The 24,972-nt window shown below is 53.1% G+C and carries 22 protein-coding genes; 4 read left to right on the plus strand and 18 right to left on the minus strand.

Annotated elements, in window-relative coordinates:
* Positions 1 to 29: 29 nt before the first annotated feature.
* The 15 genes from rnhB to rpsB form a co-directional block, all read right to left on the minus strand.
* The gene (gene rnhB, locus OGW17_RS00670; protein ID WP_012133974.1) at positions 30 to 626 is read right to left on the minus strand and encodes a ribonuclease HII; all 597 of its coding nucleotides are present in this window, start codon (positions 624 to 626) and stop codon (positions 30 to 32) included.
* Entirely contained in the window at positions 623 to 1,771 is a 1,149-nt protein-coding gene (gene lpxB / locus OGW17_RS00675; protein ID WP_071257616.1) for a lipid-A-disaccharide synthase, read from the minus strand. The genes rnhB and lpxB overlap by 4 nt, the downstream gene beginning before the upstream one ends.
* The gene (lpxA, locus tag OGW17_RS00680) at positions 1,771 to 2,559 is read right to left on the minus strand and encodes an acyl-ACP--UDP-N-acetylglucosamine O-acyltransferase (protein WP_024130684.1); all 789 of its coding nucleotides are present in this window, start codon (positions 2,557 to 2,559) and stop codon (positions 1,771 to 1,773) included. Before lpxA ends, lpxB begins: the two co-directional genes overlap by 1 nt.
* Before the next feature lie 3 nt (positions 2,560 to 2,562).
* Complete coding sequence (gene fabZ / locus OGW17_RS00685) at positions 2,563 to 3,018, minus strand: 3-hydroxyacyl-ACP dehydratase FabZ (RefSeq protein ID WP_003018528.1); 456 nt, start codon at positions 3,016 to 3,018, stop codon at positions 2,563 to 2,565.
* A gap of 103 nt (positions 3,019 to 3,121) precedes the next feature.
* Positions 3,122 to 4,147, minus strand: coding sequence for a UDP-3-O-(3-hydroxymyristoyl)glucosamine N-acyltransferase (lpxD, locus tag OGW17_RS00690; protein ID WP_012133978.1), 1,026 nt, complete (start codon positions 4,145 to 4,147; stop codon positions 3,122 to 3,124).
* Between the two features lie 3 nt (positions 4,148 to 4,150).
* On the minus strand, positions 4,151 to 4,636 hold the full coding sequence (gene skp / locus OGW17_RS00695; protein ID WP_024130685.1) for a molecular chaperone Skp: 486 nt from the start codon (positions 4,634 to 4,636) through the stop codon (positions 4,151 to 4,153).
* Between the two features lie 122 nt (positions 4,637 to 4,758).
* Positions 4,759 to 7,188, minus strand: coding sequence for an outer membrane protein assembly factor BamA (gene bamA, locus OGW17_RS00700; protein ID WP_071257613.1), 2,430 nt, complete (start codon positions 7,186 to 7,188; stop codon positions 4,759 to 4,761).
* A gap of 31 nt (positions 7,189 to 7,219) precedes the next feature.
* A complete protein-coding gene (gene rseP, locus OGW17_RS00705) occupies positions 7,220 to 8,572 on the minus strand; it encodes a sigma E protease regulator RseP (protein ID WP_012133981.1) in 1,353 nt (450 codons plus the stop codon).
* A gap of 11 nt (positions 8,573 to 8,583) precedes the next feature.
* A complete protein-coding gene (gene cdsA, locus OGW17_RS00710) occupies positions 8,584 to 9,441 on the minus strand; it encodes a phosphatidate cytidylyltransferase (RefSeq protein ID WP_012133982.1) in 858 nt (285 codons plus the stop codon).
* Positions 9,442 to 9,453: 12 nt separating this feature from the next.
* Positions 9,454 to 10,212 carry a (2E,6E)-farnesyl-diphosphate-specific ditrans,polycis-undecaprenyl-diphosphate synthase gene (ispU, locus tag OGW17_RS00715; RefSeq protein ID WP_024130686.1) on the minus strand — a complete coding sequence of 253 codons (759 nt, stop codon included), beginning with the start codon at positions 10,210 to 10,212 and terminating at the stop codon, positions 9,454 to 9,456.
* A 255-nt stretch (positions 10,213 to 10,467) separates the two neighbouring features.
* Positions 10,468 to 11,664, minus strand: coding sequence for a 1-deoxy-D-xylulose-5-phosphate reductoisomerase (gene ispC / locus OGW17_RS00720; protein ID WP_012133985.1), 1,197 nt, complete (start codon positions 11,662 to 11,664; stop codon positions 10,468 to 10,470).
* 95 nt (positions 11,665 to 11,759) lie between these two features.
* Entirely contained in the window at positions 11,760 to 12,317 is a 558-nt protein-coding gene (frr, locus tag OGW17_RS00725; protein WP_024130687.1) for a ribosome recycling factor, read from the minus strand.
* 272 nt (positions 12,318 to 12,589) lie between these two features.
* Positions 12,590 to 13,315: a UMP kinase gene (pyrH, locus tag OGW17_RS00730; protein ID WP_012133987.1), complete on the minus strand. Its 726-nt coding sequence runs from the start codon at positions 13,313 to 13,315 to the stop codon at positions 12,590 to 12,592.
* A 147-nt stretch (positions 13,316 to 13,462) separates the two neighbouring features.
* A complete protein-coding gene (gene tsf / locus OGW17_RS00735; RefSeq protein ID WP_024130688.1) occupies positions 13,463 to 14,314 on the minus strand; it encodes a translation elongation factor Ts in 852 nt (283 codons plus the stop codon).
* A 134-nt stretch (positions 14,315 to 14,448) separates the two neighbouring features.
* The gene (gene rpsB, locus OGW17_RS00740) at positions 14,449 to 15,174 is read right to left on the minus strand and encodes a 30S ribosomal protein S2 (protein WP_012133990.1); all 726 of its coding nucleotides are present in this window, start codon (positions 15,172 to 15,174) and stop codon (positions 14,449 to 14,451) included.
* A 324-nt stretch (positions 15,175 to 15,498) separates the two neighbouring features.
* On the opposite strand from rpsB, the gene map reads away from it, so the two are divergent.
* The 4 genes from map to OGW17_RS00760 all read left to right on the plus strand — a co-directional run bounded on the left by map (position 15,499) and on the right by OGW17_RS00760 (position 20,423).
* Positions 15,499 to 16,293 carry a type I methionyl aminopeptidase gene (map, locus tag OGW17_RS00745; protein ID WP_012133991.1) on the plus strand — a complete coding sequence of 265 codons (795 nt, stop codon included), beginning with the start codon at positions 15,499 to 15,501 and terminating at the stop codon, positions 16,291 to 16,293.
* A gap of 106 nt (positions 16,294 to 16,399) precedes the next feature.
* Positions 16,400 to 19,072: a bifunctional uridylyltransferase/uridylyl-removing protein GlnD gene (gene glnD, locus OGW17_RS00750; protein WP_071257610.1), complete on the plus strand. Its 2,673-nt coding sequence runs from the start codon at positions 16,400 to 16,402 to the stop codon at positions 19,070 to 19,072.
* 30 nt (positions 19,073 to 19,102) lie between these two features.
* Complete coding sequence (gene dapD, locus OGW17_RS00755) at positions 19,103 to 19,927, plus strand: 2,3,4,5-tetrahydropyridine-2,6-dicarboxylate N-succinyltransferase (protein ID WP_012133993.1); 825 nt, start codon at positions 19,103 to 19,105, stop codon at positions 19,925 to 19,927.
* 109 nt (positions 19,928 to 20,036) lie between these two features.
* Positions 20,037 to 20,423 carry a DUF3461 family protein gene (locus OGW17_RS00760; protein WP_024130689.1) on the plus strand — a complete coding sequence of 129 codons (387 nt, stop codon included), beginning with the start codon at positions 20,037 to 20,039 and terminating at the stop codon, positions 20,421 to 20,423.
* A gap of 90 nt (positions 20,424 to 20,513) precedes the next feature.
* On the opposite strand, the gene cdaR is transcribed toward OGW17_RS00760, so the two are convergent.
* The 3 genes from cdaR to dgt all read right to left on the minus strand — a co-directional run bounded on the left by cdaR (position 20,514) and on the right by dgt (position 24,898).
* On the minus strand, positions 20,514 to 21,671 hold the full coding sequence (cdaR, locus tag OGW17_RS00765; protein WP_071257608.1) for a DNA-binding transcriptional regulator CdaR: 1,158 nt from the start codon (positions 21,669 to 21,671) through the stop codon (positions 20,514 to 20,516).
* Between the two features lie 158 nt (positions 21,672 to 21,829).
* A complete protein-coding gene (gene degP / locus OGW17_RS00770) occupies positions 21,830 to 23,251 on the minus strand; it encodes a serine endoprotease DegP (protein WP_012133996.1) in 1,422 nt (473 codons plus the stop codon).
* 132 nt (positions 23,252 to 23,383) lie between these two features.
* On the minus strand, positions 23,384 to 24,898 hold the full coding sequence (gene dgt / locus OGW17_RS00775; RefSeq protein WP_012133997.1) for a dGTPase: 1,515 nt from the start codon (positions 24,896 to 24,898) through the stop codon (positions 23,384 to 23,386).
* Positions 24,899 to 24,972: the final 74 nt, after the last annotated feature.

Below are 24,972 nucleotides of genomic sequence, written 5' to 3' on the forward strand. Positions count from 1 at the left end.
TTCCCGTTTACTTAATCTCGACACAAGAATCAGGACGCAAGTCCCAGGGCGCGTTTGACAGGAGCAAAACTACGTCGATGATGCTCCGTCGCACCATGTTCAGCAAGCGCCGCCAGATGAAAAGCGGTCGGATACCCTTTGTGCTGGGCAAAACCATACTGTGGGAAAATACCGTCCAGCGCCGCCATTTCGGCATCGCGCGTCACTTTCGCAATAATAGATGCCGCGCTGATCTCCGCCACACGGCTGTCGCCTTTCACCACCGCCATAGAGGGCACGGGCAGTGCCGGACAGCGGTTGCCGTCAATCAGCACATATTCCGGCGCAATATGCAAACCGGCAACGGCGCGCTGCATCGCCAGCATCGTGGCGTGCAAAATATTTAGCTCATCAATTTCATGAGGTTCCGCGCGTCCCAGACTCCAGCTTAACGCTTTTTCTTTGATTTCATCATACAGCGCCAGACGGCGCTTTTCTGAGAGCTTCTTGGAATCATTGAGACCCACGATTGGGCGAGCCGGATCGAGGATCACAGCGGCCGTCACCACCGCGCCGACCAGCGGGCCGCGTCCAACTTCATCCACACCCGCGACCAACTGCGTATGCGGATAAACAAATTCGATCATTGTGCTAACTCCAGGACAGCGTCCGCCGCTTGCTCATCGGCATTGCAACGGATTTGCTGGTGCAACTCGCGGAAGGTGTCATGCATCGCATGGCTGGTTTTGCCATTCGCCAGCAGCGGCAGCAAGGCCTCTGCAAGCGCATGCGGCTCACACTCTTCCTGCAACAGCTCTTTGACTAATTCTCTTCCCGCCAGCAGATTAGGCAGCGAAACATAATCGGTCTTTACCAGGCGCTTCGCCAGCCAGAAGGTAAAGGGTTTCATCCGATACCCCACCACCATCGGGCATTTCGCCAGCATACACTCCAGTGCAGCCGTACCAGACGCCAGCAATGCGGCGTCGCTGGCCACCATCGCTTCACGTCCCATTCCGTCGAGCAGATGCACGGAAAGCTCCGGCGCAACCTCAGCTTTAATGCGCTCGAACTGCTCGCGGCGTTTGACGTTCACCAGCGGTACGACAACTTCAAGGTCAGGATAGGTCTGACGCAGCAGCTGCGCGGTTTTCAGGAAGTCCGCGCTCAGCATCTCCACTTCCGCGCCACGGCTACCGGGCAGTAGCGCCAGGCAGTGTGCATCATGCGAGATTCCCAGCACATCACGCGCGGCGTTTTTATCCGGGTCCAGCGGCATAGCGTCCGCCATCGTATGCCCGATAAAACGGCATGGTACGTTAAACTTGTCGTAAAACGCTTTTTCGAAAGGCAGAAAAGCCAGCACCATATTGGTGGATCTGCCTATTTTGAAAACGCGTTTCTGTCGCCACGCCCAGACGGACGGACTGACATAATGGATGGTTTTTATGCCCTGCTTTTTCAGGTTGCCTTCAAGGGTAATATTGAAGTCCGGCGCATCAATGCCGACAAAAACATCCGGCTGAAGCTCGGTAAAGCGGCGGGTCAAATCGGCACGAATATGCAATAAGCGACGCAGGCGACCAAGCACTTCAACAATGCCCATTACCGCCAGCTCTTCCATCTCATACCAGGCTTCGCAGCCCTCAGCCTGCATACGCGGCCCCGCCACGCCGACGAAACGCGCGTTGGGCACGCGCGCCTTCAGCGCGCGAATTAAGCCTGCACCAAGAATATCGCCGGAGGTTTCTCCGGCGACCAGGGCTATCGTTAAGGGACGCTGTTCCGCCATTAACGAATCAGACCGCGCGTTGAGCGGGCAAAGAAATCGCTAAAGAGTTGCACTTCCGGGTACTGCTTCGCCAGCTCGGCAATTTCCGGTTTAGCTTCATCCAGCGTTTTGCCGCTGCGGTACAACGCTTTATAGGCGTTGCGGATCGCGGTGATCGCTTCGCGGGTGAAACCGCGACGCTTCAGCCCTTCGATATTGACGCCAAACGGCGTTGCGTGATTGCCCTGAGCAATAACGTACGGCGGAACGTCCTGGGCAACGCCAGAACAGCCGCCAACCATCACATGCGCGCCAATGGTGCAGAACTGGTGCACTGCGGTCATGCCGCCGATGATGACAAAATCATCCAGCGAAACGTGGCCCGCAAGCGTAGCGTTATTGGCCAGAATACAGCGGTTGCCTACTGTACAATCGTGCGCCACATGGGCATTGATCATCAGTAAGTTATCGCTGCCCACCTTCGTCAACCCACCACCCTGCACTGTGCCACGATGAATGGTGACGCTTTCGCGAATGCGGTTACGATCGCCAATTTCCACACGGGTCGGTTCGCCAGCATATTTCAGATCCTGGTTTACTTCACCGATGGAGGCGAACTGATAAATCTCGTTATCGCGACCAATTTTTGTATGGCCATTCACGACAACGTGAGACTTCAGTACGGTACCCTCACCAATTTCGACATGGGGTCCAACAATACAAAAAGGACCAATATGAACATTAGCGCCAATACAGGCGCCGTCTTCCACAATGGCAGTTGGATGAATAAAGGCGGATTTATCAATCACGTATCAGGCCTCCCGGCTACGAGCACACATCATGGTTGCTTCGCACACAACTTTGCCATCGACCAGAGCAACCCCTTTAAAGCGGGTCAGGCCACGGCGCGTTTTCTCGAAAGTCACTTCCATGATCATCTGATCGCCAGGCACGACAGGACGCTTAAAGCGCGCTTCGTCAATACCCGCGAAGTAATACAGTTCACCCGGCTCCAGTTTTCCAACGCTTTTAAACGCCAGAATCCCTGTTGCCTGCGCCATCGCTTCCAGAATCAGCACACCCGGAAAAATCGGTTTACCCGGGAAATGGCCCTGGAAGAAAGGCTCATTTACGGAGACATTCTTCACTGCGCGCAGAAAACGACCTTCTTCAAAGTCCAGCACACGGTCAACCAGCAAAAACGGAAAACGGTGCGGCAGAAGTTCTAAAATCTCTTCAATATGCAGAGTATGAGTGTTAGTAGTCAAAATACTCTTCCTGTCCAAATATACTAAAAGGCAATAATAACACGGCCTGCCGCAATCATATGAATGTGACAGGCCGTAAAAGGATGACACTACAGGTGGAACGCTAGTCTTGTTGATTAACCTTGCGCTCAATCGCTTTGAGACGCTTGCTCATATCATCAATGTTCATCACCAGTGCAGCGGTTTTACGCCATACTTTGTTAGGCTGCAACGGAATGCCTGAAGAATAGACGCCAGGCTCAGTGATAGGACGCATGACCATCCCCATACCCGTCACCGTGACTTTATCGCATATTTCCATATGCCCGTTAATCACGCTGGCCCCGCCAATCATGCAGTAACGGCCAATCTTCAGGCTGCCCGCCATAATGACGCCACCGGCAACCGCCGTATTGTCGCCAATCACAACGTTATGTGCAATCTGGCACTGGTTATCAATGATAACGCCGTTGCCGATCACAGTGTCATCCAGCGCGCCACGGTCAATCGTCGTACAGGCGCCGATCTCAACACGATCGCCAATAATGACGCGACCAAGCTGCGGGATCTTCACCCAGTTACCCCGATCGTTAGCGTAACCAAAACCGTCTGCGCCGACGACAGTGCTCGACTGGATCAGGCAATTCTCACCGATCTGAATGTCGTGGTAAATCGTTACATTCGCCCACAGACGCGAACCTGCACCGATTTTTGTGTTTTTCCCGACGAAGCAACCTGCGCCGATAATCACGTTATCGCCCAGTTCTACGCCAGACTCAATGACCGCATTCGCGCCAACTGAAACATTGTTACCCAGCGTCGCTGTCGCATCGATCGCTGCACTCGGTGCAATATTCTGCGCAGGCTGCGGCGTGGTATCTAAAATTTGCGCCATTCGCGCATACGTCAGGTAGGGGTTCTTCACTACCAACGCAGCACTCTTAGCAAAAGGAAGATCGTCCTGCGTCATGACAACGGCAGAAGCCTGGCATACGCCTAAGTGTTCACGGTATTTAGGATTCACCATGAACGTGATGTGGCCTGTTTGTGCAGATTGCATGGACGCAACGCCGGTGATGACGATATCGCCATCACCGTGTAATTCTGCATCCAACTGCTCTGCTAAATCAGCCAGTCGAATTGAAGGCATTACTTATTTAACCTGTTTCAGTACGTCAGCAGTGATGTCTTTCACGTCGCTGCTGTTATAAGCAACGGTGTTGGCATCAACGACCAGATCGATGCTCTGGCTGTTAGCAACGGATTTCACAGCAGTCTGGATACGGGTAACCAGTTTGCCACGTTCTTCGTTGGAACGACGCGCGCGATCCTGTTCAAAAGCCTGGGCTTTCTGAGAGAAAGTCTGGCGTTGAGCCATCACGTCTTTTTCCAGCTTAGTACGTTCGCTACCTGCTTTCATGGACTGCAAACGCTGCATTTTAGATTGCAGATCGGTTTCCATACGCTGCAATTCGCTGGCACGGCCTTTGAACTCGTTTTCCAGCGTGTTAGAAACACCCGTCTTCTGTGCGACCTGTTGGAACAGGCTACCCATATTAACGATCGCAATTTTGTCAGCAGCCTGTGCGGACGTTACCATCGCTAAACCGAGACCTGCAGCTAATAACCACTTTTTCACAATAAACTCCTTACCATCCCATTTGTGCCCGCAGACACAGTTCTTTGCGTGGCCAGGCGATCTCAGACGAGATCGCCAAAAGTCATCGCTACACTACCATTACATTCCTTTGCACAGAACAATTACCAGGTCTTACCAATGTTAAACTGGAACTGTTCCGATTTGTCTCCATCGTACTTTTTGAACGGCTGGGCGTAGGAGAAGACCAACGGCCCCAATGGGGACATCCATTGTAATGCGATACCAGCAGACATACGGATATTACTCGGATCGCTGTAGTCCGGGTAACCGGCATACGCGTTCGAATCCCAGTTCGTATCCCAGACAGTACCTACGTCCCAGAAGAAGGAGGTACGAACCGAGTTAGCGTACTTGTCGCTAATAAACGGCGTCGGGGTGATGAATTCGAGGCTGGCGACAGCCATAGCGTTACCGCCTACTGCGTCATCAGACTTACACGGCGCAGTTTCAGTGCTCTTACAATCGTTATCGTAGTCGTCATCACCGTCATGACGGCTGCTCGCCGGGTAGTACACCGCTTTTGGACCGATAGTATTGGACTGGAAGCCACGCACGGTGCTTGAGCCACCGGCATAGAAGTTCTCATAGAACGGCATCTCTTTGCCGCCAATACCGTCACCATAACCCCAACGAGTACGACCCAGAACCACCCATTTGTGATCGTCATCGATCGGCACATAGGTCGCGGTATCCAGCGTCGCTTTGTAGTATTCGTTATCAGAGCCCGGGATGGTCACTTTACCATTCAGGTTGACACGCGTACCTTCCGTCGGGAAGAAGCCACGGTCCAGCTTGTTATAAGTCCAACCGTAGTTGAAGGTGAAGTCGTTAGCGCTGAATGAGTTGCGGTCATTCGTATCGGACGGATATTCACCCATCGAGTTCAGGTAACGCCACATGGCAACCTGCGGCTGCATGTTGGACAGGGAGTTATGTACATAACCTAAACCTGCACGCAGCGTGTTGTACTCGTTAATCGGGAAGCCCAGCGTAACGTCTGTACCATAACTTTTGTTGGTATAGTCGGACAGATCCGCATCATCTGCCTGGAAGTCATTATAGAAGATACGGCCGCCGAGGCTGACGCCATCAACGGTGAAGTATGGGTTAGTGACAGACAGTTCAGTATAGGTCTGGTAGTCGTTTTTGGTCCCGTTAATACCCACGGAATAACCCGTACCTAACCAGTTATCCTGCTGAACGCCCGCCTGGAAGCTCACGCCGCTTTCTGTGCCGTAACCAATACCGAAGTTAAAGCTACCGGTGTTACGCTCTTTCACTTTATAGACGACGTCAACCTGGTCCGGGCTGCCCGGAACGCGCTGCGTGTCGGTATCGACGGTTTCAAAGTAACCCAGACGGTTCAGACGCTCTTTACCCTGATCGACCAGATCGCTGCCTAACCATGCCCCTTCCATCTGGCGCATTTCGCGACGCAGGACGGAATCTTTCGAGGTGTCGTTGCCTTCAAAACGGATCTTACGCACGTAGAAACGGTTACCCGCATCAACGTTCACACGTAATTTAACGGTTTTGTCGGCATCGTTGATTTCAGGCTGCGACTGCACGCGCGGGTAGGCATAGCCATAACGACCAAGAAGTTTCTTGATGTCGTCTTCCATTTTGGTCACTTTGGTACCGTTATAGAGTTCGCCTGGTTCGATCTTCGTCAGGTTCTCAATCTCGGCGGAGTGTCCAGCCAGGTTACCGCTCACCTGCACACCGGAAAGCTTGTACTGATCGCCTTCGGTGATATTAACGGTGATGTAGATGCCTTTCTTATCCGGCGTCAGGCTGACCTGCGTCGAATCGATGTTGAAACGGGCATAACCGCGATCCAGATAGTAGCTGCGCAGCGTCTCAAGGTCGCCAGCCAGTTTTTGTTTCTGGTATTTACGATCGCCCACGACGTTCCACCACGGCACTTCGTCGCGCAGTTGGAAGTGAGAAATGAGTTCGTCAGTGCTGAAGGCATGGTTGCCGACGATATTGATCTGTTGGATCTTCGCCGATACACCCTCCTGGAACACCAGTTTGAGGTCCACACGGTTACGCGGCAGCGGCGTGACGACCGCTTTTACGCTGGCGCTGTATTTACCAACGCTGTAGTAGAAGTCTTCCAGTCCTTTTTCGATATCAGAGAGCGTGGTGCGATCCAGTGATTCGCCAACACGCACGCCAGACGCCTCAAGGTTCTGCTTCAGCATGTCATCTTTCACCGATTTGTTACCGGAGAAAGTGATGCTGGCAATCGTCGGACGTTCTTTTACCTGAACCAGAAGCGTATCACCATCGCGCAGGACGCGGACATCCTCGAAGTTGCCAGTGGCGAACAGAGCACGAATGGTATTACTGATATCTTCATCATTAACCGTGTCGCCTGTGCGCACCGGCATACTGAGGAGGGCCGCACCAACGGCGACTCGCTGTAGGCCTTCGAAATGAATGTCCTTCACCACGAACCCTTCAGCACCGTATACGGTGGCGCTGCTAAACAGCAGCGACGCTATGAGCAACTTTTTCATCGCCATCGTTATTATGCGTTCTTCCTAACTAACTCTCTTACAACCGAGAGAAATCATTGAAAAGTGCAAGCCCCATTAACAACACCAGCAAAATCGCGCCAATGCGGTAACTAAAGTCTTGAACCCGCTCGGATACCGGCCCGCCCTTCAGCTTTTCAATCGCCAGGAACAGCAGATGCCCCCCGTCAAGAACGGGCAGCGGAAACAGGTTGATTATCCCTAAGTTCACGCTGATAAGCGCAAGAAACATCAGGTAATAAATGCCCCCAAATTCCGCTGACATCCCAGCCCCCTGAGCGATAGAAATCGGCCCACTGAGGTTGTTCAGTTTCACATCACCGGTTATCAATTTTCCCAGCATACTGACCGTCAGCTTCATCAACTGCCACGTCTTGTCCGTGGCTTCGAGGATGGCGCTGAATGGCCCATACTGGCGTACAGTCTTGTACTCATCCGGCAGAGGAATAATTTTAGGCACAACACCCGCAAAACCTTCTGCCTTTCCGTTAACCGGCTTTGTATCCGGGATTAACGTCAAAGACAAGGAACTCCCCTGCCTTTCAATTTCCAGCGCTAACGGCTTATCTGGATTGTTGCGCACAAGCGTCACAAACGTCATCCATTGCGTTAACGACTGACCATCGACTTTAACGATCCTGTCGCCTGCTTGCAAACCCGCCTTACTTGCAGCGGAGTTCGCCTGCACTTCTGACAGCACCGGTTCGATCTGTGGACCACGCGGCCGAATCCCTAAAGAAGATACAGGATCTTCTTTATCTGGCTCAAATGCCCAGTGGCGCAAATCTAACGTTTTATCCTGGCGCTGATTACTGCCGAACGGCGCCACGCTGATTGTCGTACGCTCATCGCCGATTTTGGACACCAGCTGTAAGCGCACCGCATCCCAATCAGGGGTTTCGATGCCATCAATGGCTTTAAGTTCCGTACCAGGAAGAATTTGCGCCTGGGCGGCAATCGAGTTGGGTGTTATTTCACCAACCACCGGACGAACGCCAGGGACGCCGATGATAAAAACCAGCCAGTAGGCAAAAATAGCGAAAAGAAAATTTGCAATCGGACCTGCGGCGATAATCGCCGCCCGCTGTCCCACGGTTTTATTGTTGAAAGCGTGGTGGCGCAGTTCCGGCACAACCGGCTCAGCGCGCTCATCCAGCATTTTGACGTAACCGCCGAGGGGAATCATGGCGATCACATATTCCGTACCGTATCGATCGGTACGCCGCCAAAGCGCTTTCCCAAAACCGATAGAAAAGCGCTCGACACGAACACCGCAGCGCCGGGCAACCCAGAAATGACCAAATTCATGCACGGTGATAAGCACACCCAGTGCGACGATGAATGCAGCCAGATTCCAGAGAATACTCAGCATAAAACCTTCCGTTAGAGTGTCCTGAATACCAGTAACAACAGGCAAGCAAAGACCGGTACTGCCGCCGTCAGGCTATCAATACGATCCAGAATACCACCATGCCCTGGGATCAAGTGACCACTGTCCTTAATTCCTGCTTCACGCTTAAACATGCTCTCAGTCAGATCGCCCAGCACTGACGCCAGGGCCGCGATGACAGAACAAATCAGTAAGGTTGAAGGCGCAACATCCAGATTCGCCCACATGCCGTAACCCCATGAAATCACGGCGGCAGTCGCGAGTCCGCCAATAAAGCCCTGCCAGGTTTTACCAGGAGAAACCTTTGGCGCAAGTTTATGTTTGCCGAACAGTTTGCCAAACATATATGCCCCGGAGTCTGCCCCCCAGACGAGGATCATGACATAGAGCAGCCATATGGCGCCACTGTAATGATTCTCATCATAGTGCCAGGCGCGCAGCGCCAGCATTCCCCAAAAAAAAGGAATGATGGTTAACACCCCGAAAATTACGCGTAATGTCTTTGAATTACGCCAGATCGCCGCCGAACCGGGATAAAATAACACCAGTAATAATGCAACGACCCACCAGCCCAACGACGCCCAAAGCGAAACCTCAACAAGCGGTTGATGAATGTTGCGGTGATATTCAGGCAGCAAAAACAGCATCAGCGCCAGCAATAACCCGCACAGCACCGCCAGCCAGACCCGCTGAGTACGCGTGGTAAAACCGCTTAACTGTCCCCATTCCCAGGCGGCCAGCATACAAACGACCAGCGTGACAATGGCGAACCCCACCGGCGGGAGTAAAAAAAGCGCCGCGATGACAACGGGTATTAAAACAAAAGCAGAAATCAGGCGATACTTCAGCAAAAGCGACCCCCATCAGGCTTTTTCATCACCGGGCTCGGTGCCGCCGAAACGACGCTCTCGATTGGCAAAGGCATGCAGCGCCCCTTCAAAGTCTTGTTCATCGAAATCGGGCCAAAGAACATCAGTAAAGTAAAGTTCGGCATAGGCAATTTGCCAAAGCAAAAAGTTACTAATGCGATGCTCTCCCCCAGTCCTAATTACTAAATCTACAGGAGCCAGTTCATGCATACAGATTTTCTGGTTTAGCATCTCTTCGTCAATCTGATCAGGGCGCAGCAGTCCTTCCTGCACCTGTTCTGCCAGTTGTCTGACTCCCTGGACAATATCCCAACGTCCGCCATAATTCGCCGCGATATTCAGCGTCAGCCCGGTATTCTGGGCGGTAAGCGCTTCAGACTTGCGAATACGGTCTTGCAAACGCGAGTTAAATCGACTGGTGTCGCCAATAATGCGCAGGCGAACGTTATGGCGATGCAGGCTTTTTACTTCGCTATCCAGCGCCCACACGAACAGCTCCATTAACGCACTCACTTCCTGCGCTGGTCGGTTCCAGTTCTCACTGCTAAAGGCATACAGCGTTAACGCATCAATACCGTTGTTGGCAGCGAAAGATACGGCCCGACGGACGGATTTTGCTCCGGCCTTATGCCCAAAGGCGCGAATCTTCCCTTGCTTTTTCGCCCAGCGGCCATTGCCATCCATAATGATTGCTACATGGCGACAGCCATGTGCTGGCAAATTTTCGCTTAATGGTTGAGTTGCAGACAACATAACGCGTTTTTAGTCCCTGAAAGGATTTAACGGTACTCAGGAATACTGAAGCCTTTTGCGCTTCATCCTTCAGGCTGCCTCTTCGTTGGCTATGAATGATGCAACCTGAATGATTTTGTGCATCCACAAAAAAGCCGTGTCAAACCACGGCTTACCTGACCGCATAAAGCCAAATATCTGCGATCGGGTGGCGCAGACTATATCACTGAAGCCCAACGCTAACAAATAGCACGATCCTGTGTAGAGGGATTATCATCAGCTTGCGAGTCGCATCACCTGTTTTCTGGCGACGTCACGCGCGACGGCATCAACCCTGAGAACGTCGTCAACGCTTCCCGGTTCCTGCAAATCCATTTTCTCCAGCACAGATAAATTGAGCTCAGCAATATCTGTAAAGCGAATCTCTTCAGCCAGAAATGCGGCGACGGTGATTTCATTCGCCGCATTCAGCGCGGTTGTCGCGGCCTGACCTTGCTCAAACGCGTCCATCGCCAGTTTCAGGCACGGATAACGCTGATAATCCGGCGCAGAGAACGTCAACGCACTGAGCTTGCAAAAATCGAGCGGCTTCACGCCAGAGTTCACGCGATTCGGCCACGCCATCGTATGCGCGATTGGCGTACGCATATCCGGCTCCCCCAGTTGCGCCAGAACGCTGCCGTCCTGATAACGCACCATTGAGTGAATAACCGACTGCGGGTGAATCAACACGTCCATCTGGCTTGCGCTGGCGTTAAACAACCAACGCGCTTCAATGTATTCCAGACCTTTATTCATCATGGTGGCGGAATCGACGGAAATTTTTCGTCCCATAGACCAGTTCGGATGACGACATGCCTGATCGGGCGTCATGGCCGCCAGATCGCACAATGGCGTTTCACGAAAAGGGCCACCAGACCCGGTAAGCAAAATCGACATCACGCCATTTTGCTCCAGCTCAGCGTATCCCAGATCGTTTTGAATAGGTTGGGGCATACTCTGAAAAATCGCGTTATGTTCGCTATCTACCGGTAAAAGCCGGGCTTTACTGCGTTTCACCTCGTCCATAAACAGACGCCCGCAGGTAATCAGCGACTCTTTATTGGCAAGCAGGATGGTTTTACCGGCGCGAATCGCCGCAAGCGTAGGCAGCAAACCTGCCGCGCCCACGATAGCCGCCATCACCTGATCGACCTCATCCAGCGCAGCCATATCGCAGGCGGCCTGTTGTCCGCTCAGGACGTCAGTGCGGCTTCCATGTTCCAGAAGCGCAGTTTTCAGCCGTTGAGCGCTCTGTTCATCGTCCATCACCGCATAACGCGGCGAAAACTCCAGGCACTGCTCTACCATACGGGTGACATTTTTACCCGCAACCAGCGCGACAACACGGAAGCTTTCAGGATTATGGCGCACCACATCCAGCGTGCTGCAACCAATAGAGCCGGTCGAGCCCAGAATGGTTAGTTGCTTCATGAAACGTCCAGAAGAATTGAGACAGGATAGAAAGCAAAACGCCGCCCGGAAGACCCGTCAGGGTCAACCAGCGGCGTTTTAGTCGTACAGGAAAATCAGAACTGCATCAGTTCCGCTTCTTTTTCCGTCAGCGCCGCATCAACTTTCTTGATGGCAGCGTCAGTCAGTTTCTGTACTTCGTCCTGAGAACGGCGATCGTCATCTTCGCTGATCTCTTTATCTTTCAGCAGCGCTTTTACTTTGTCGTTCGCATCACGGCGTACGTTACGCACGGCAACACGCGCCTGCTCTGCTTCGCCACGAACGATTTTGGTCAGGTCTTTACGACGTTCTTCAGTCAGCGGCGGCAGCGGAACACGGATATCGCTACCCGCAGAACTCGGGTTCAGGCCGAGGTCAGAAGCCATAATCGCTTTCTCAACCGCCGGGCTCATGGAGCGATCGAACACGTTGATTTTCAGCGTGCGGGAGTCTTCTACCGTTACGCTCGCCAGCTGACGCAGCGGAGTCGGCGTGCCGTAATATTCCACGACAATGCCATCCAGCAGGCTGGGAGAAGCACGACCCGTGCGAATTTTGCTGATTTGGTTTTTAAACGCTTCAACGCATTTTTCCATGCGTACTTCAGCATCTTTTCTGATATCGCTAATCACGTTACGAATCCTTGAAAACTAGTCTCAGTCGACCAGACAATCACACAATACACTTCATCCTTCAGGCTGCCTCTGCGTTGGCTGCGAACGTTCTTCCCTGTCACGTACCGGTGTACGGGCCTCGGGATTCACGCTCTTGCCGCCGTGATGCAGCATGAATGATTTCGTGTATACAGAGTATGCTCAGTATAGTCTCGTTTAATTCATGCCACAGGATATATAAATCCTGCCGGGTAAAGGCGAATCTTACCCGGAATTGGCCATCACGGGAATTATTCCGTGATTAAAGTCCCTTCTTTTTCGCCCATCACGACGCGACGCAGCGCGCCCGGCTTGTTCATATTGAAGACACGAATTGGCAATTTGTGGTCACGAGCCAGCGTGAACGCAGCCAGATCCATCACTTTCAGCTCTTTATCCAGCACTTCGCCGTAGGTGAGTTGCTCATACATCGTGGCGGACGGATCTTTGGCCGGGTCCGCAGTAAATACTCCATCGACTTTCGTGGCTTTCAGCACCACATCCGCTTCAATTTCGATACCGCGCAGGCAAGCCGCAGAGTCGGTGGTGAAGAAGGGGTTGCCGGTGCCCGCTGACAGGATAACCACACGGTTATTACGCAGCAGACTAATGGCTTCTGCCCAGCTGTAATTGTCACACACGCCATTCAGCGGAATAGCGGACATCAGGCGGGCGTTCACATAGGCGCGGTGGAGCGCATCGCGCATCGCCAGACCGTTCATCACGGTGGCCAGCATGCCCATGTGGTCGCCCACAACGCGGTTCATACCCGCTTTCGCCAGACCAGCACCACGGAACAGGTTACCGCCACCAATCACCACACCAACCTGAATGCCCAGTTCCACCAGTTCTTTGATTTCCTGAGCCATACGATCCAGTATGCTTGCATCAATACCGAAGCCTTCCGAACCCTGCAGAGCTTCGCCACTCAATTTAAGCAGAATACGTTTATAGACGGGTTTTGCATTGGTAGCCATGTTTCTTTCCTGAGACTGTCAACGATTGAGATGAGTTAATTCCGGCGACATTGTATGTCGCTTTTCAGCGCAGCCACTATAGGGGTTGGCTGAATTTACAAGATGGACGCAAAAAGAAGCCGCCCTCAGGCGGCTCCTTTTCGACAATTAAGACTGCTTGGACATCGCAGCAACTTCTGCTGCAAAGTCAGTCTCAACTTTCTCGATGCCTTCGCCCACTTCAAAGCGGATGAAGCCAGTTACGTCGGCGTTGTGCTCTTTCAGCAGCTGACCAACAGATTTGCTCGGTTCCATAACGAAAGGCTGACCGGTCAGAGAAACTTCGCCGGTGAATTTCTTCATGCGGCCTTCAACCATTTTCTCTGCGATTTCTTTCGGCTTACCAGACTGCATCGCGATGTCCAGCTGTACCTGGTATTCTTTCTCTACCACTTCAGCAGACACGTCTTCCGGCTTAACGAACTCAGGCTTGCTTGCAGCAACGTGCATTGCCAGCTGTTTAACCAGCTCTTCGTCAGCGCCTTTAGCCGCAACCAGAACACCGATGCGCGCACCGTGCTGGTAAGAACCCAGAACGTCGCCTTCCAGGGAAGCAACACGGCGAATGTTGATGTTTTCACCGATTTTTGCCACCAGAGCAACGCGCTCTTCTTCGAACTGTGCTTTCAGCACGTCAACGTCAGTGATTTTGCCAGCAACAGCGGCGTCCAGCACTTTGTCAGCAAATGCCTGGAAACCAGCATCTTTAGCAACGAAGTCAGTCTGGCAGTTAACTTCCAGAATGATGCCGTAGTTGCCGTCGATTTTGGTTTTGATCACGCCGTCAGCAGCAACGTTGCCTGCTTTTTTCGCTGCTTTGATCGCACCGGATTTACGCATGTTTTCGATTGCCAGCTCGATGTCGCCATTCGCTTCAGTCAGTGCTTTTTTGCAATCCATCATGCCTGCGCCAGTACGCTCACGCAGCTCTTTTACCAGGGATGCGGTAATTTCAGCCATTCTAAAATCCTCGGAAGATTTGATCTGCCCGGCATCAAACCGCACAGATTTAAAAGTGAAAAAGGGGCCTAAAGGGCCCCTAACCAAACGTGATACTACCTGGTTTATAAGGGGGCTCGAACGAGCGTGCCTTATTATTCAGCTTCTACGAAGCTTTCTTCCGCCTGAGAAGCCAGATCCTGAGAACGGCCTTCACGAACGGTTGCAGCTACAGCGCCCAGGTACAGGCTAACAGCACGGATTGCGTCGTCGTTACCCGGGATAACGAAGTCAACACCGTCCGGATCAGAGTTGGTATCAACGATAGCAAATACCGGGATACCCAGGTTGTTTGCTTCTTTGATAGCAATGTGCTCGTGGTCAGCATCGATAACGAACAGTGCGTCCGGCAGGCCGCCCATGTCTTTGATACCGCCCAGGCTGTTTTCCAGTTTCTCAAGCTCACGAGTGCGCATCAGCGCTTCTTTTTTGGTCAGCTTTTCGAAAGTACCGTCCTGAGACTGAGTTTCCAGGTCTTTCAGACGTTTGATGGACTGACGAACGGTTTTCCAGTTAGTCAGCATACCGCCCAGCCAGCGATGGTTCACGAAGAACTGGTCGCAGCTGTTAGCAGCGTCTTTCACCGCTTCGCTTGCAGCACGTTTAGTACCAACGAAAAGGATTTTACCTTTGCGAGAAGCAATCTTGTTCAGTTCAGCCAGCGCTTCGTTGAACATCGGTACCGTTTTCTCAAGGTTGATGATGTGAACTTTGTTACGCGCACCGAAGATGAACGGCTTCATTTTCGGGTTCCAGTAACGGGTCTGGTGACCGAAGTGAACACCAGCCTTGAGCATGTCGCGCATGGAAACAGTTGCCATGATTAAAACCTCTATATATAAAAGTTGGGGTTATGCCTCCACGTATCCCATATTACCGACCCCAAAGGGCACCCCGGAATATGTGCCGATACGTGTGTGTTGTTACACAAAGTGAGATTTGTCGCTTCAGTCCATCTTGTGTAGTCTTCGAATGGAACGGAAGTCCGGCGCGCTTTATACCACAAATACGCCGCAGACACCAATAATTGTTGGCTCGATGTGCTGTTAATGATTCTCAATTTGGCAGGCTACGCTTTGGACTGATACCATTGACAGCACTTACACAATTATTGTCGAAATAATCGACACCGATGGACAGAATTCATGGCTATCTCAATCAAGACCCCTGAAGAAATCGAAAAAATGCGCGTCGCTGGCCGCCTGGCCGCAGAAGTGCTGGAGATGATCGAACCGTATATCAAACCGGGCGTCAGCACCGGGGAACTGGATCGCATCTGCAACGACTACATCGTCAATGAACAACACGCGATCTCCGCTTGCCTCGGCTACCACGGTTATCCGAAATCCGTTTGCATCTCCATTAATGAAGTGGTGTGCCACGGTATCCCGGACGACGGCAAATTGCTGAAAGACGGCGATATCGTCAATATCGACGTAACCGTAATTAAAGATGAATACCACGGCGATACGTCGAAAATGTTTATCGTCGGCAAACCGACGATTCTGGGCGAGCGCCTGTGCCGTGTAACCCAGGAAAGCCTGTATCTGGCGCTGCGAATGGTCAAACCAGGCATCCGTCTGCGCACGCTGGGTGCAGCCATTCAGAAATACGCGGAAGGCGAAGGCTTCTCTGTCGTCCGCGAATATTGCGGTCACGGGATTGGTCGCGGCTTCCATGAAGAACCGCAGGTTCTGCACTACGATGCGGACGACGGCGGCGTGGTTCTGCAACCGGGAATGACGTTCACCGTTGAACCGATGCTGAACGCCGGTGATTACCGCATCCGCACCATGAAAGACGGCTGGACGGTAAAAACCAAAGACAGAAGCTTGTCTGCGCAGTACGAGCATACTATTGTGGTAACCGAAAACGGCTGTGAAATTCTGACGTTACGCAAGGATGACACCATCCCGGCGATTATCACGCACGACGCATAAACTTTTGCCTGATGGCGCTACCGCTTATCAGGCCTACAATCAGCGTTTACCCGTAGGCCGGATAAGGCGTTAACGCCGCATCCGGCTTTTTAATGGGTGGCGCATAATGAATACTCTTCCTGAACAGCACGCGAATACGGCTCTCCCCACCCTACCCGGCCAACCGCAAAATCCGGGAGCCTGGTCGCGTGACGAGCTTACCGTCAGCGGAATTAAAGCCCACATTGATATTTTCCAGCAGTGGCTGGGAGACGCTTTTGACAGCGGGATTTCCGCAGAGCAATTGATTGAAGCCCGCACCGAATTTATCGACCAGCTGCTGCAACGACTGTGGATCGACGCCGGATTCGGGCAAATTGCCGATCTGGCCCTGGTAGCCGTCGGCGGCTATGGCCGGGGCGAGCTGCATCCGCTTTCCGACATTGACCTGCTCATCCTGAGCCGTAAAAAGCTGCCCGACGCTCAGGCGCAAAAAGTCGGGGAACTGCTGACCTTGCTGTGGGATGTGAAGCTGGAAGTAGGGCATAGCGTGCGCACACTGGAAGAGTGTCTGCTGGAAGGGCTGTCGGACTTAACCGTCGCCACCAATCTGATTGAAACACGTCTGCTGATCGGCGACGTGGCGCTTTTTCTGGAACTGCAAAAGCATATTTTCAGTGAAGGCTTCTGGCCGTCGGAGAAATTTTTCGCCGCCAAAGTCGAAGAGCAAAACCAGCGCCACCAGCGCTATCACGGCACCAGCTATAACCTTGAACCCGATATTAAAAGCAGCCCCGGCGGCCTGCGTGATATCCACACCCTGCAATGGGTGGCCCGCCGTCACTTCGGCGCAACGTCTCTCAATGAGATGGTCGGCTTCGGCTTCTTAACCCAGGCAGAACGCGCCGAGCTAAACGAGTGCCTGCATATTTTGTGGCGCATTCGCTTCGCGCTGCACCTGGTGGTCAGCCGTTACGACAACCGACTGCTGTTCGACAGGCAGCTCAGCGTTGCCCAGCGGCTCAACTACACTGGCGAAGGCAACGAGCCGGTTGAGCACATGATGAAAGACTATTTCCGGGTCACGCGTCGGGTGAGCGAACTGAACCAGATGCTATTACAGCTGTTTGATGAAGCAATCCTCGCCCTGCCCGCCGATGAAAAACCGCGCCCGATTGATGACGATTTTCAACTGCGCGGCACGCTGATCGACCTGCGCGATGACGATCTGTTTATCCGTTCGCCGGAAGCGATCCTGCGGATGTTTTATATGATGGTGCGCAATAGCACCATCACTGGCATCTATTCCACCACGCTGCGCCATCTGCGCCATGCCCGCCGCCACCTGACCCAGCCGCTGTGCTACATCCCGGAAGCGCGCTCTCTGTTTCTCAGTATGCTGCGTCATCCGGGCGCCGTCAGCCGCGGTTTGCTGCCAATGCATCGCCACAGCGTGCTTTGGGCTTACATGCCGCAATGGTCGCATATCGTCGGCCAAATGCAGTTCGACCTGTTCCATGCCTATACGGTGGATGAGCACACCATTCGCGTGATGCTGAAGCTGGAAAGTTTCGCCAAAGAAGATACCCGACAGCGCCATCCGCTGTGCGTCGATCTCTGGCCGCGCCTGCGGCAACCGGAACTGATCCTGATCGCGGCGCTGTTCCATGATATCGCCAAAGGGCGCGGCGGCGACCACTCGGTACTGGGCGCGCAGGACGTGCTCAAATTTGCCGAACTGCACGGCCTGAACTCACGCGAAACGCAACTGGTCGCCTGGCTGGTACGCCAGCACCTGCTGATGTCGGTTACCGCCCAGCGGCGCGATATCCAGGACCCTGAGGTCATCAAACAGTTCGCCGAAGAGGTGCAAACGGAACACCGTCTGCGCTTCCTGGTATGCCTGACGGTCGCTGACATTTGCGCCACTAACGAAACGCTGTGGAACAGCTGGAAGCAAAGCCTGTTGCGCGAACTGTACTTCGCCACCGAAAAACAGCTACGTCGCGGCATGCAAAACACGCCGGATATGCGCGAACGCGTGCGCCATCATCAGCTTCAGGCGCTGGCGCTGCTGCGAATGGACAATATAAACGAAGAGGCGCTGCATCAAATCTGGACACGCTGCCGCGCTAACTATTTCGTGCGCCATAGTCCGAATCAGCTGGCCTGGCATGCGCGTCATCTGTTACAGCACGATCTGACCCGACCGCTGATTCTGGTCAGCCCGCAGGCCACGCGCGGCGGAACGGAGATCTTCATCTGGAGTCCTGATCGCCCTTATCTGTTTGCCGCCGTTTGCGCAGAGCTGGACAGGCGCAATCTGAGCGTTCATGACGCGCAAATCTTCACCACCCGCGACGGCATGGCGATGGATACCTTTATTGTGCTGGAGCCGGACGGCAGCCCTCTCTCCGCCGACCGTCACGAAGCCATCCGTTTTGGACTGGAGCAGGCAATTACCCAGAGCAGCTGGCAGCCTCCGCAGCCGCGTCGCCAGCCGGCCAAACTGCGCCACTTTACCGTCGATACCGAGGTCACTTTTCTGCCTACTCACACCGACAGAAAATCGTTCCTTGAACTTATCGCTCTCGATCAGCCGGGCCTGCTGGCGCGGGTCGGGCAAATTTTTGCCGATCTGGGAATTTCGCTTCATGGCGCCCGAATTACAACCATTGGCGAGCGAGTAGAAGATTTATTCATAATCGCGACAGCCGACCGGCGTGCCCTTAATAATGAGCTACAGCAGGAAGTGCATCAACGGTTGACAGCGGCCCTCAATCCAAACGATAAAGGGTAGTGTGTTTATTCATATGGAAAGAGTTTAACAATGCAGCAGTTACAGAACGTTATTGAGTCCGCTTTCGAGCGCCGTGCCGACATCACTCCGGCGAATGTAGATACCGTGACCCGCGAAGCGGTTAACCAGGTCATTTCTCTGCTGGATTCCGGTGCGCTGCGTGTGGCAGAAAAGATTGATGGCCAGTGGGTGACTCACCAGTGGCTGAAGAAAGCGGTTCTGCTCTCTTTCCGTATTAACGATAACCAGGTTATCGACGGTGCGGAAAGCCGTTACTTCGATAAAGTGCCGATGAAATTCGCCGACTATGACGAAGCGCGCTTCCAGAAAGAAGGCTTCCGCGTAGTGCCGCCTGCCGCTGTGCGTCAGGGCGCGTTTATCGCACGCAACACCGTGCTGATGCCATCCTATGTAAACATCGGCGCATTCGTTGATGAAGGCACGATGGTAGATACCTGGGCGACCGTAGGTTCCTGCGCGCAGATTGGTAAAAACGTACACCTGTCCGGCGGCGTCGGCATCGGCGGCGTACTGGAACCGCTACAGGCGAACCCGACAATCATCGAAGATAACTGCTTCATCGGCGCGCGTTCTGAAGTGGTTGAAGGGGTGATCGTTGAGGAAGGTTCCGTGATCTCTATGGGCGTGTACATCGGTCAAAGCACCCGTATTTACGATCGCGAAACGGGCGAAATCCATTATGGCCGCGTACCAGCAGGCTCCGTTGTGGTTTCCGGCAACCTGCCGTCGAAAGACGGTAAATACAGCCTGTACTGTGCGGTCATCGTGAAAAAAGTCGACGCGAAGACGCGCGGCAAAGTCGGGATCAACGAGCTGTTACGTACCATCGACTAACAATGATTTGAAAAAGCGGGCTCAGCCCGCTTTTTTTACATCTGTGGCTGGCGGAAAGAGAACTTTTCGTTAATTATTCATAGGTTATGTTGAGATGAAGGGTACCGCTATGTATGACAATCTGAAAAGTCTGGGCATTACCAATCCTGAAGAAATCGATCGTTACAGCCTGCGGCAAGAAGCCAACAACGATATCCTGAAAATCTATTTCCAGAAGGATAGAGGCGAGTTCTTTGCCAAAAGCGTAAAGTTCAAATATCCCCGCCAGCGTAAAACCGTCGTCGCCGATGGTATCGGACAAGGTTACAAAGAGGTGCAGGAGATCAGCCCTAACCTGCGCTATGTGATCGATGAGCTGGATCAGATCTGCCAGCGCGATCGCACGGAAGTCGATCTCAAACGTAAGATCCTGGATGATTTACGTCATCTGGAAAGCGTGGTCGCCAACAAGATCAACGAAATCGAAGCGGATCTGGAAAAACTAACGCGTAAGTAAGCTGTGTGTTGCCGGATGGCGGCGTGTTACGCCTTATCCGGCCTACAGGTAACTCCCGGTAGGCCTGATAAGCGTCGCGCCATCAGGCAATCACCGTTGCTCGTCCAGTTGCAGCGCGACATACAGCAACAGCCGATCGTCAAAATTGCCCAAATCCAGCCCCGTCAACTCAGAGATGCGGTTCAGACGGTATTCCAGCGTATTACGGTGAATAAAGAGCGCCTTCGACGTTGCCAGCGGCTGCACGTTATGGCGAAACCACGCGGCCAGCGTCCGGCGTAACAGCCCGTTATTATCCATCGCTTTCAGCTTTGAGAGCGGGCGCGCCAGCTCATTGGCCTGCCAGCCACCACGCAGGCTGTCCAGCAGCACTGGCAGCATCAAATCCTGGTAAAAGTAGCTGCGTTGCTCCGGCATACGCTGCTTGCCCACCATCATGGTGGTACGCGCAGTGCGCCAGGAACGGGCGATACTGCCCGGGCCGGTAAAATAGTTCCCCAGTGCGACCCGAAAGCGCAATTGCCCGTTCTCTTTCATCCGGGAAATCAACTGCTCAATACGCTTGCGATGGTCGTCCGCATCCCAGCGCCCAAACTGATTCAGCGCCGGTTTCAGCACAACCATTTCCGTCAAAGAAACGATAGCAATCAAATTGTTGCGTTCAGGCGTCGTTAACGCATTTTGCAACTGCTGCAACTCCTCCATCGCGCTGTCAACGCCAAGCTGCCCGCTGTCCACTTCAACCACAGCAGCCACACGCGGTTGGTTCAGGTCGATACCCAGCCGCTGCGCCCACTCCGTCAACGCTGGCGTATTTTCCTCAGCCTGAATCAGGTTCATCACCAGTTCTTCACGCAGACGGCTGTCCTGGGCCAGCAGATGCATCAGCCGCGACTGCTCCAGCATCATTTCGGCCGTCATACAGACCAGCTCACCGTATTTTCGCAGGTGTTGCGGCTCACCGGTTAAACCAATAACGCCGACGATCTCCCCTTCCAGGCGCAACGGCAGGTTGATCCCCTGGCGCACGCCGTGGAGATGCCGTGCCACCGCATCATCAATATCGACCACGCGCCCCTGCGACAGCACCAACAGCGCGCCTTCGTGCAATTCACCAATGCGCTCCCGATCGCCGCTACCGATAATACGCCCACGGGCATCCATTACGTTGATATTGGTATCGATGATGCGCATTGTGCGCGCCACAATATCCTGTGCCATTTTGGTATCAAGATGCCAGCCAGCCATAATCCCCTCCTGTGAGCAGAGCTCAAGCATAGGGAAGATGCTAACCTGCATCATTGTGCATCTGCACAAACTAAAGCAGAGAAGTATGGAGTTGTGGGGGGCCTCACAGAATGTGAGAAATGCCCTTTTCCCGGACAGGAAAAGGGCAAGAGAGGAAATTACTGCATCAGCAGATAGATGGTGCTATCGCCGCGCTGAATATTCAGCGCCAGAACAGAAGGTTTGCTGTCGAGGATTTTACGCAGCTCAGCGATGTTCTTAATCGCCTGCTGGTTGGCCCCCACAATCACATCCCCTTTCTTCAGGCCAATCTGCGCAGCCGGCGTATTCGGCTTCACGTTGCTGACGACAACGCCTTTATCCTGGCCTTTGTTGCTCATTTCCGCGCCTTCAATACCATTGAAGATGGAGCTGGAATCAACCTGATTCTGGCTGCTCTGTTGCAGTTCCAGGTTGACGGTCACCGGCTTGCCATCACGCAGCAGACCAAGGCTAATTTTGCTGCCTACCGGCATCGTACCCACCTGGGCGCGCAGCGCGGCAAAGCTGCTGATCGGCTTACCGTTCAGGGACGTGATCACGTCCCCGGCTTTAATACCGGCTTTCGCCGCAGAAGAGTTCGCCATCACCTGGCTGACAAACGCGCCGCGCTGGGCATCAACTTTCATCGCCTTCGCCAGTTCAGAGTTTAGCTCCGTCCCCATGATACCCAACTCACCGCGTTTAACCTGGCCATACTCCACCATCTGGGAGGTCAGGTTTTTCACCATGTTGCTGGGGATAGCAAAACCAATACCGATGTTGCCGCCGTCCGGCGCAAGAATCGCGGTGTTAATCCCGATCAGCTCGCCGTTCAGGTTCACCAGCGCGCCACCGGAGTTACCACGGTTGATGGCGGCATCCGTCTGGATAAAGTTTTCGTAGTTTTCCGCGTTCAGACCGCTACGACCCAGTGCGGAGACGATACCGGAAGTCACCGTTTCGCCCAGACCAAACGGGTTGCCGATAGCGACGGTATAATCCCCCACGCGCAGCGCGTCGGAATCCGCCAGCTTAATGGCCGTCAGATTTTTCGGGTCCTGAATTTGAACCAGCGCGATATCAGAGCGCGGATCTTTACCGACGACCTTAGCGTCAAATTTACGGCCATCGCTCAGCTGAACTTTGATGACCGTCGCGTTATCCACCACATGGTTGTTGGTGACGACATAACCTTTTGCGGCATCAATAATGACGCCGGAGCCCAGCGCCATAAATTTCTGTTGCTGACCGCCGCCCTGACCCCCGCCCTGGCAGAACGGAGAACTCTGGAACGGCGAACCGTCCTGGCAGAATGGTGAATCATCGCCAAAGAACTGCTGGAAATTACGCGGCATGCGCGGCGTGTTGACGGTTGTGCTACCTTCCACGTTGATACTCACCACCGATGGCATCACTTTTTCGAGCATCGGTGCCAGACTTGGCATCTGCTGGGCAGTCGTTGCCGAAGACGCCGTCTCAGCCGCCGTTGCAGACAGGGGGGACAGCGCCAAACCTAAACTCAGAGCCAGTGCACTCATTGCTAATGTGGTTTTTTTCATGTGTTTCAATCTCGATTAACAGATAACGCAAAATTGCTGTGTACGTCAGATTCGTTTTATAGCGCGAAGTTCCAGAATAAAGTTTCTGGAAAAAGTAAAAATTTATTGTCCATCTTTACAAAAGCGTATTTATTATTCAACCGCCATCAGACGCCGGTATTCATCCCAGGCGTACAGATCCGTCATCCCGCTGATATAATCCTGGATCAAACGGCAGCGATAATAATATTCCAGCGTGGGGTACTCCGGTGCCTCCGGCGATAATTTACTGACGGCCTCCACGTAAGCCAGGCGATGGCGCGTAGAGAGCTTCTGGAATAAACGAGATTCTATTGGAAAACGCTTCACCCGCTCTTTTTCAACCAGTTCCCTGAAATCTACCAGGGACATACGTAATAACGGTTGGTAAATTTCTAATAACCCGCTGATGACGCGGTAGCCCTGTAATTCCAGTTGTTCAACATCCGGGTGACTAAACACATGTTTTATCGCCACATTTTTATATAACTCAAGCAACTGGCTGAAGCTGCTGGCGTCTTCCAGCAGCGCATGATTGAAACTGCCGTCAAAGATTTGCGGCAGATTATCAATAAAACGCTGAGCTGCGTAGGGCACCAGTTTATTTAGCGTATTCACGCGCAAATACATAAAGAACTGATCTTCCGTACTGCGACTTAGCGAATTTGAACGAGACTTTTCCCAGGCATTCTCAACAACCTGAGTAAACAGCGATCCTTTTTCATGGTGGCCCCATGCTTCGTAAAGATGGTGATATAACTGCTCAACGCTGAAGATTCTTTTCTCGACGGCATCTTCCAGATCGGCCACGCAATAAGAGATATCATCGGCGGCCTCCATAATCCATGTTAATGGGAAGCGGCTGTAAGGCGCTAACGCAAGTTCTTTACGTAACCTCTCAATATACGGCGCTTCAGAGAGATAATACCCCGGCTTTTTCATTAAATAACGGTGCGTCGCGGGCGTTTCTCCTCGCCACCATGCCGGGCGAGTGTATTTTAAAATGCCGCCCACCTGCGCCCAGGTCAGATTCATGCGCATTAATGTATGCACCAGGCGGATGCCCTGCGCGTTGCCCTCGAAATGACATAAATCCTGGCGCACTTTGCGACGAATATCATTCAAAGACTCCTCGCCTTCACGCAGACGCAGCGCCGCCACCGCGCAGCGATCGTCGCTAAGCGGCTGGCTTTCCGCATCCGCCGGGTGCAGGCGCTGGCGAAACCAGTCATTGATCGCCGCCTCGCCGAAATGACCAAACGGCGGATTGCCAATGTCATGCATCAGGCAGGACATTTCCACAATGCTCTCAAAGGGGCCGGTCAGTTCATCCAGACCGTATTGTTCCAGCAGCTTTAACTCTTTTAACCGGCTCAGGATCTCTTTCGCGATATAACGCCCGACCTGCTGCACCTCCATAGAATGCGTCAACCGCGTCCGAACGGCGGCATTACGCTCCAGTGGAAAGACCTGCGTTTTTTGCTGAAGCCGACGGATCGCCGGGGAATTGATGATGCGTCCACGATCGCTTTCAAAGATCCGCAGGATCTCATGTTCGGTCTTCACACCCTGCGGTGAACGATAACGACGATGCCAGTTAATTTTATTTCGGAAATCGATCTGTGCCATGTCCTCTCCCGCCTGAGAAATGCGCTTCCCCTTAAGCGCATGATAGACTATGCCCTCAAATCTGGCTTATCGCG

It is taken from the genome of Citrobacter sp. CK181, assembly GCF_030333595.1.
GTDB lineage: Bacteria > Pseudomonadota > Gammaproteobacteria > Enterobacterales > Enterobacteriaceae > Citrobacter_B > Citrobacter_B koseri.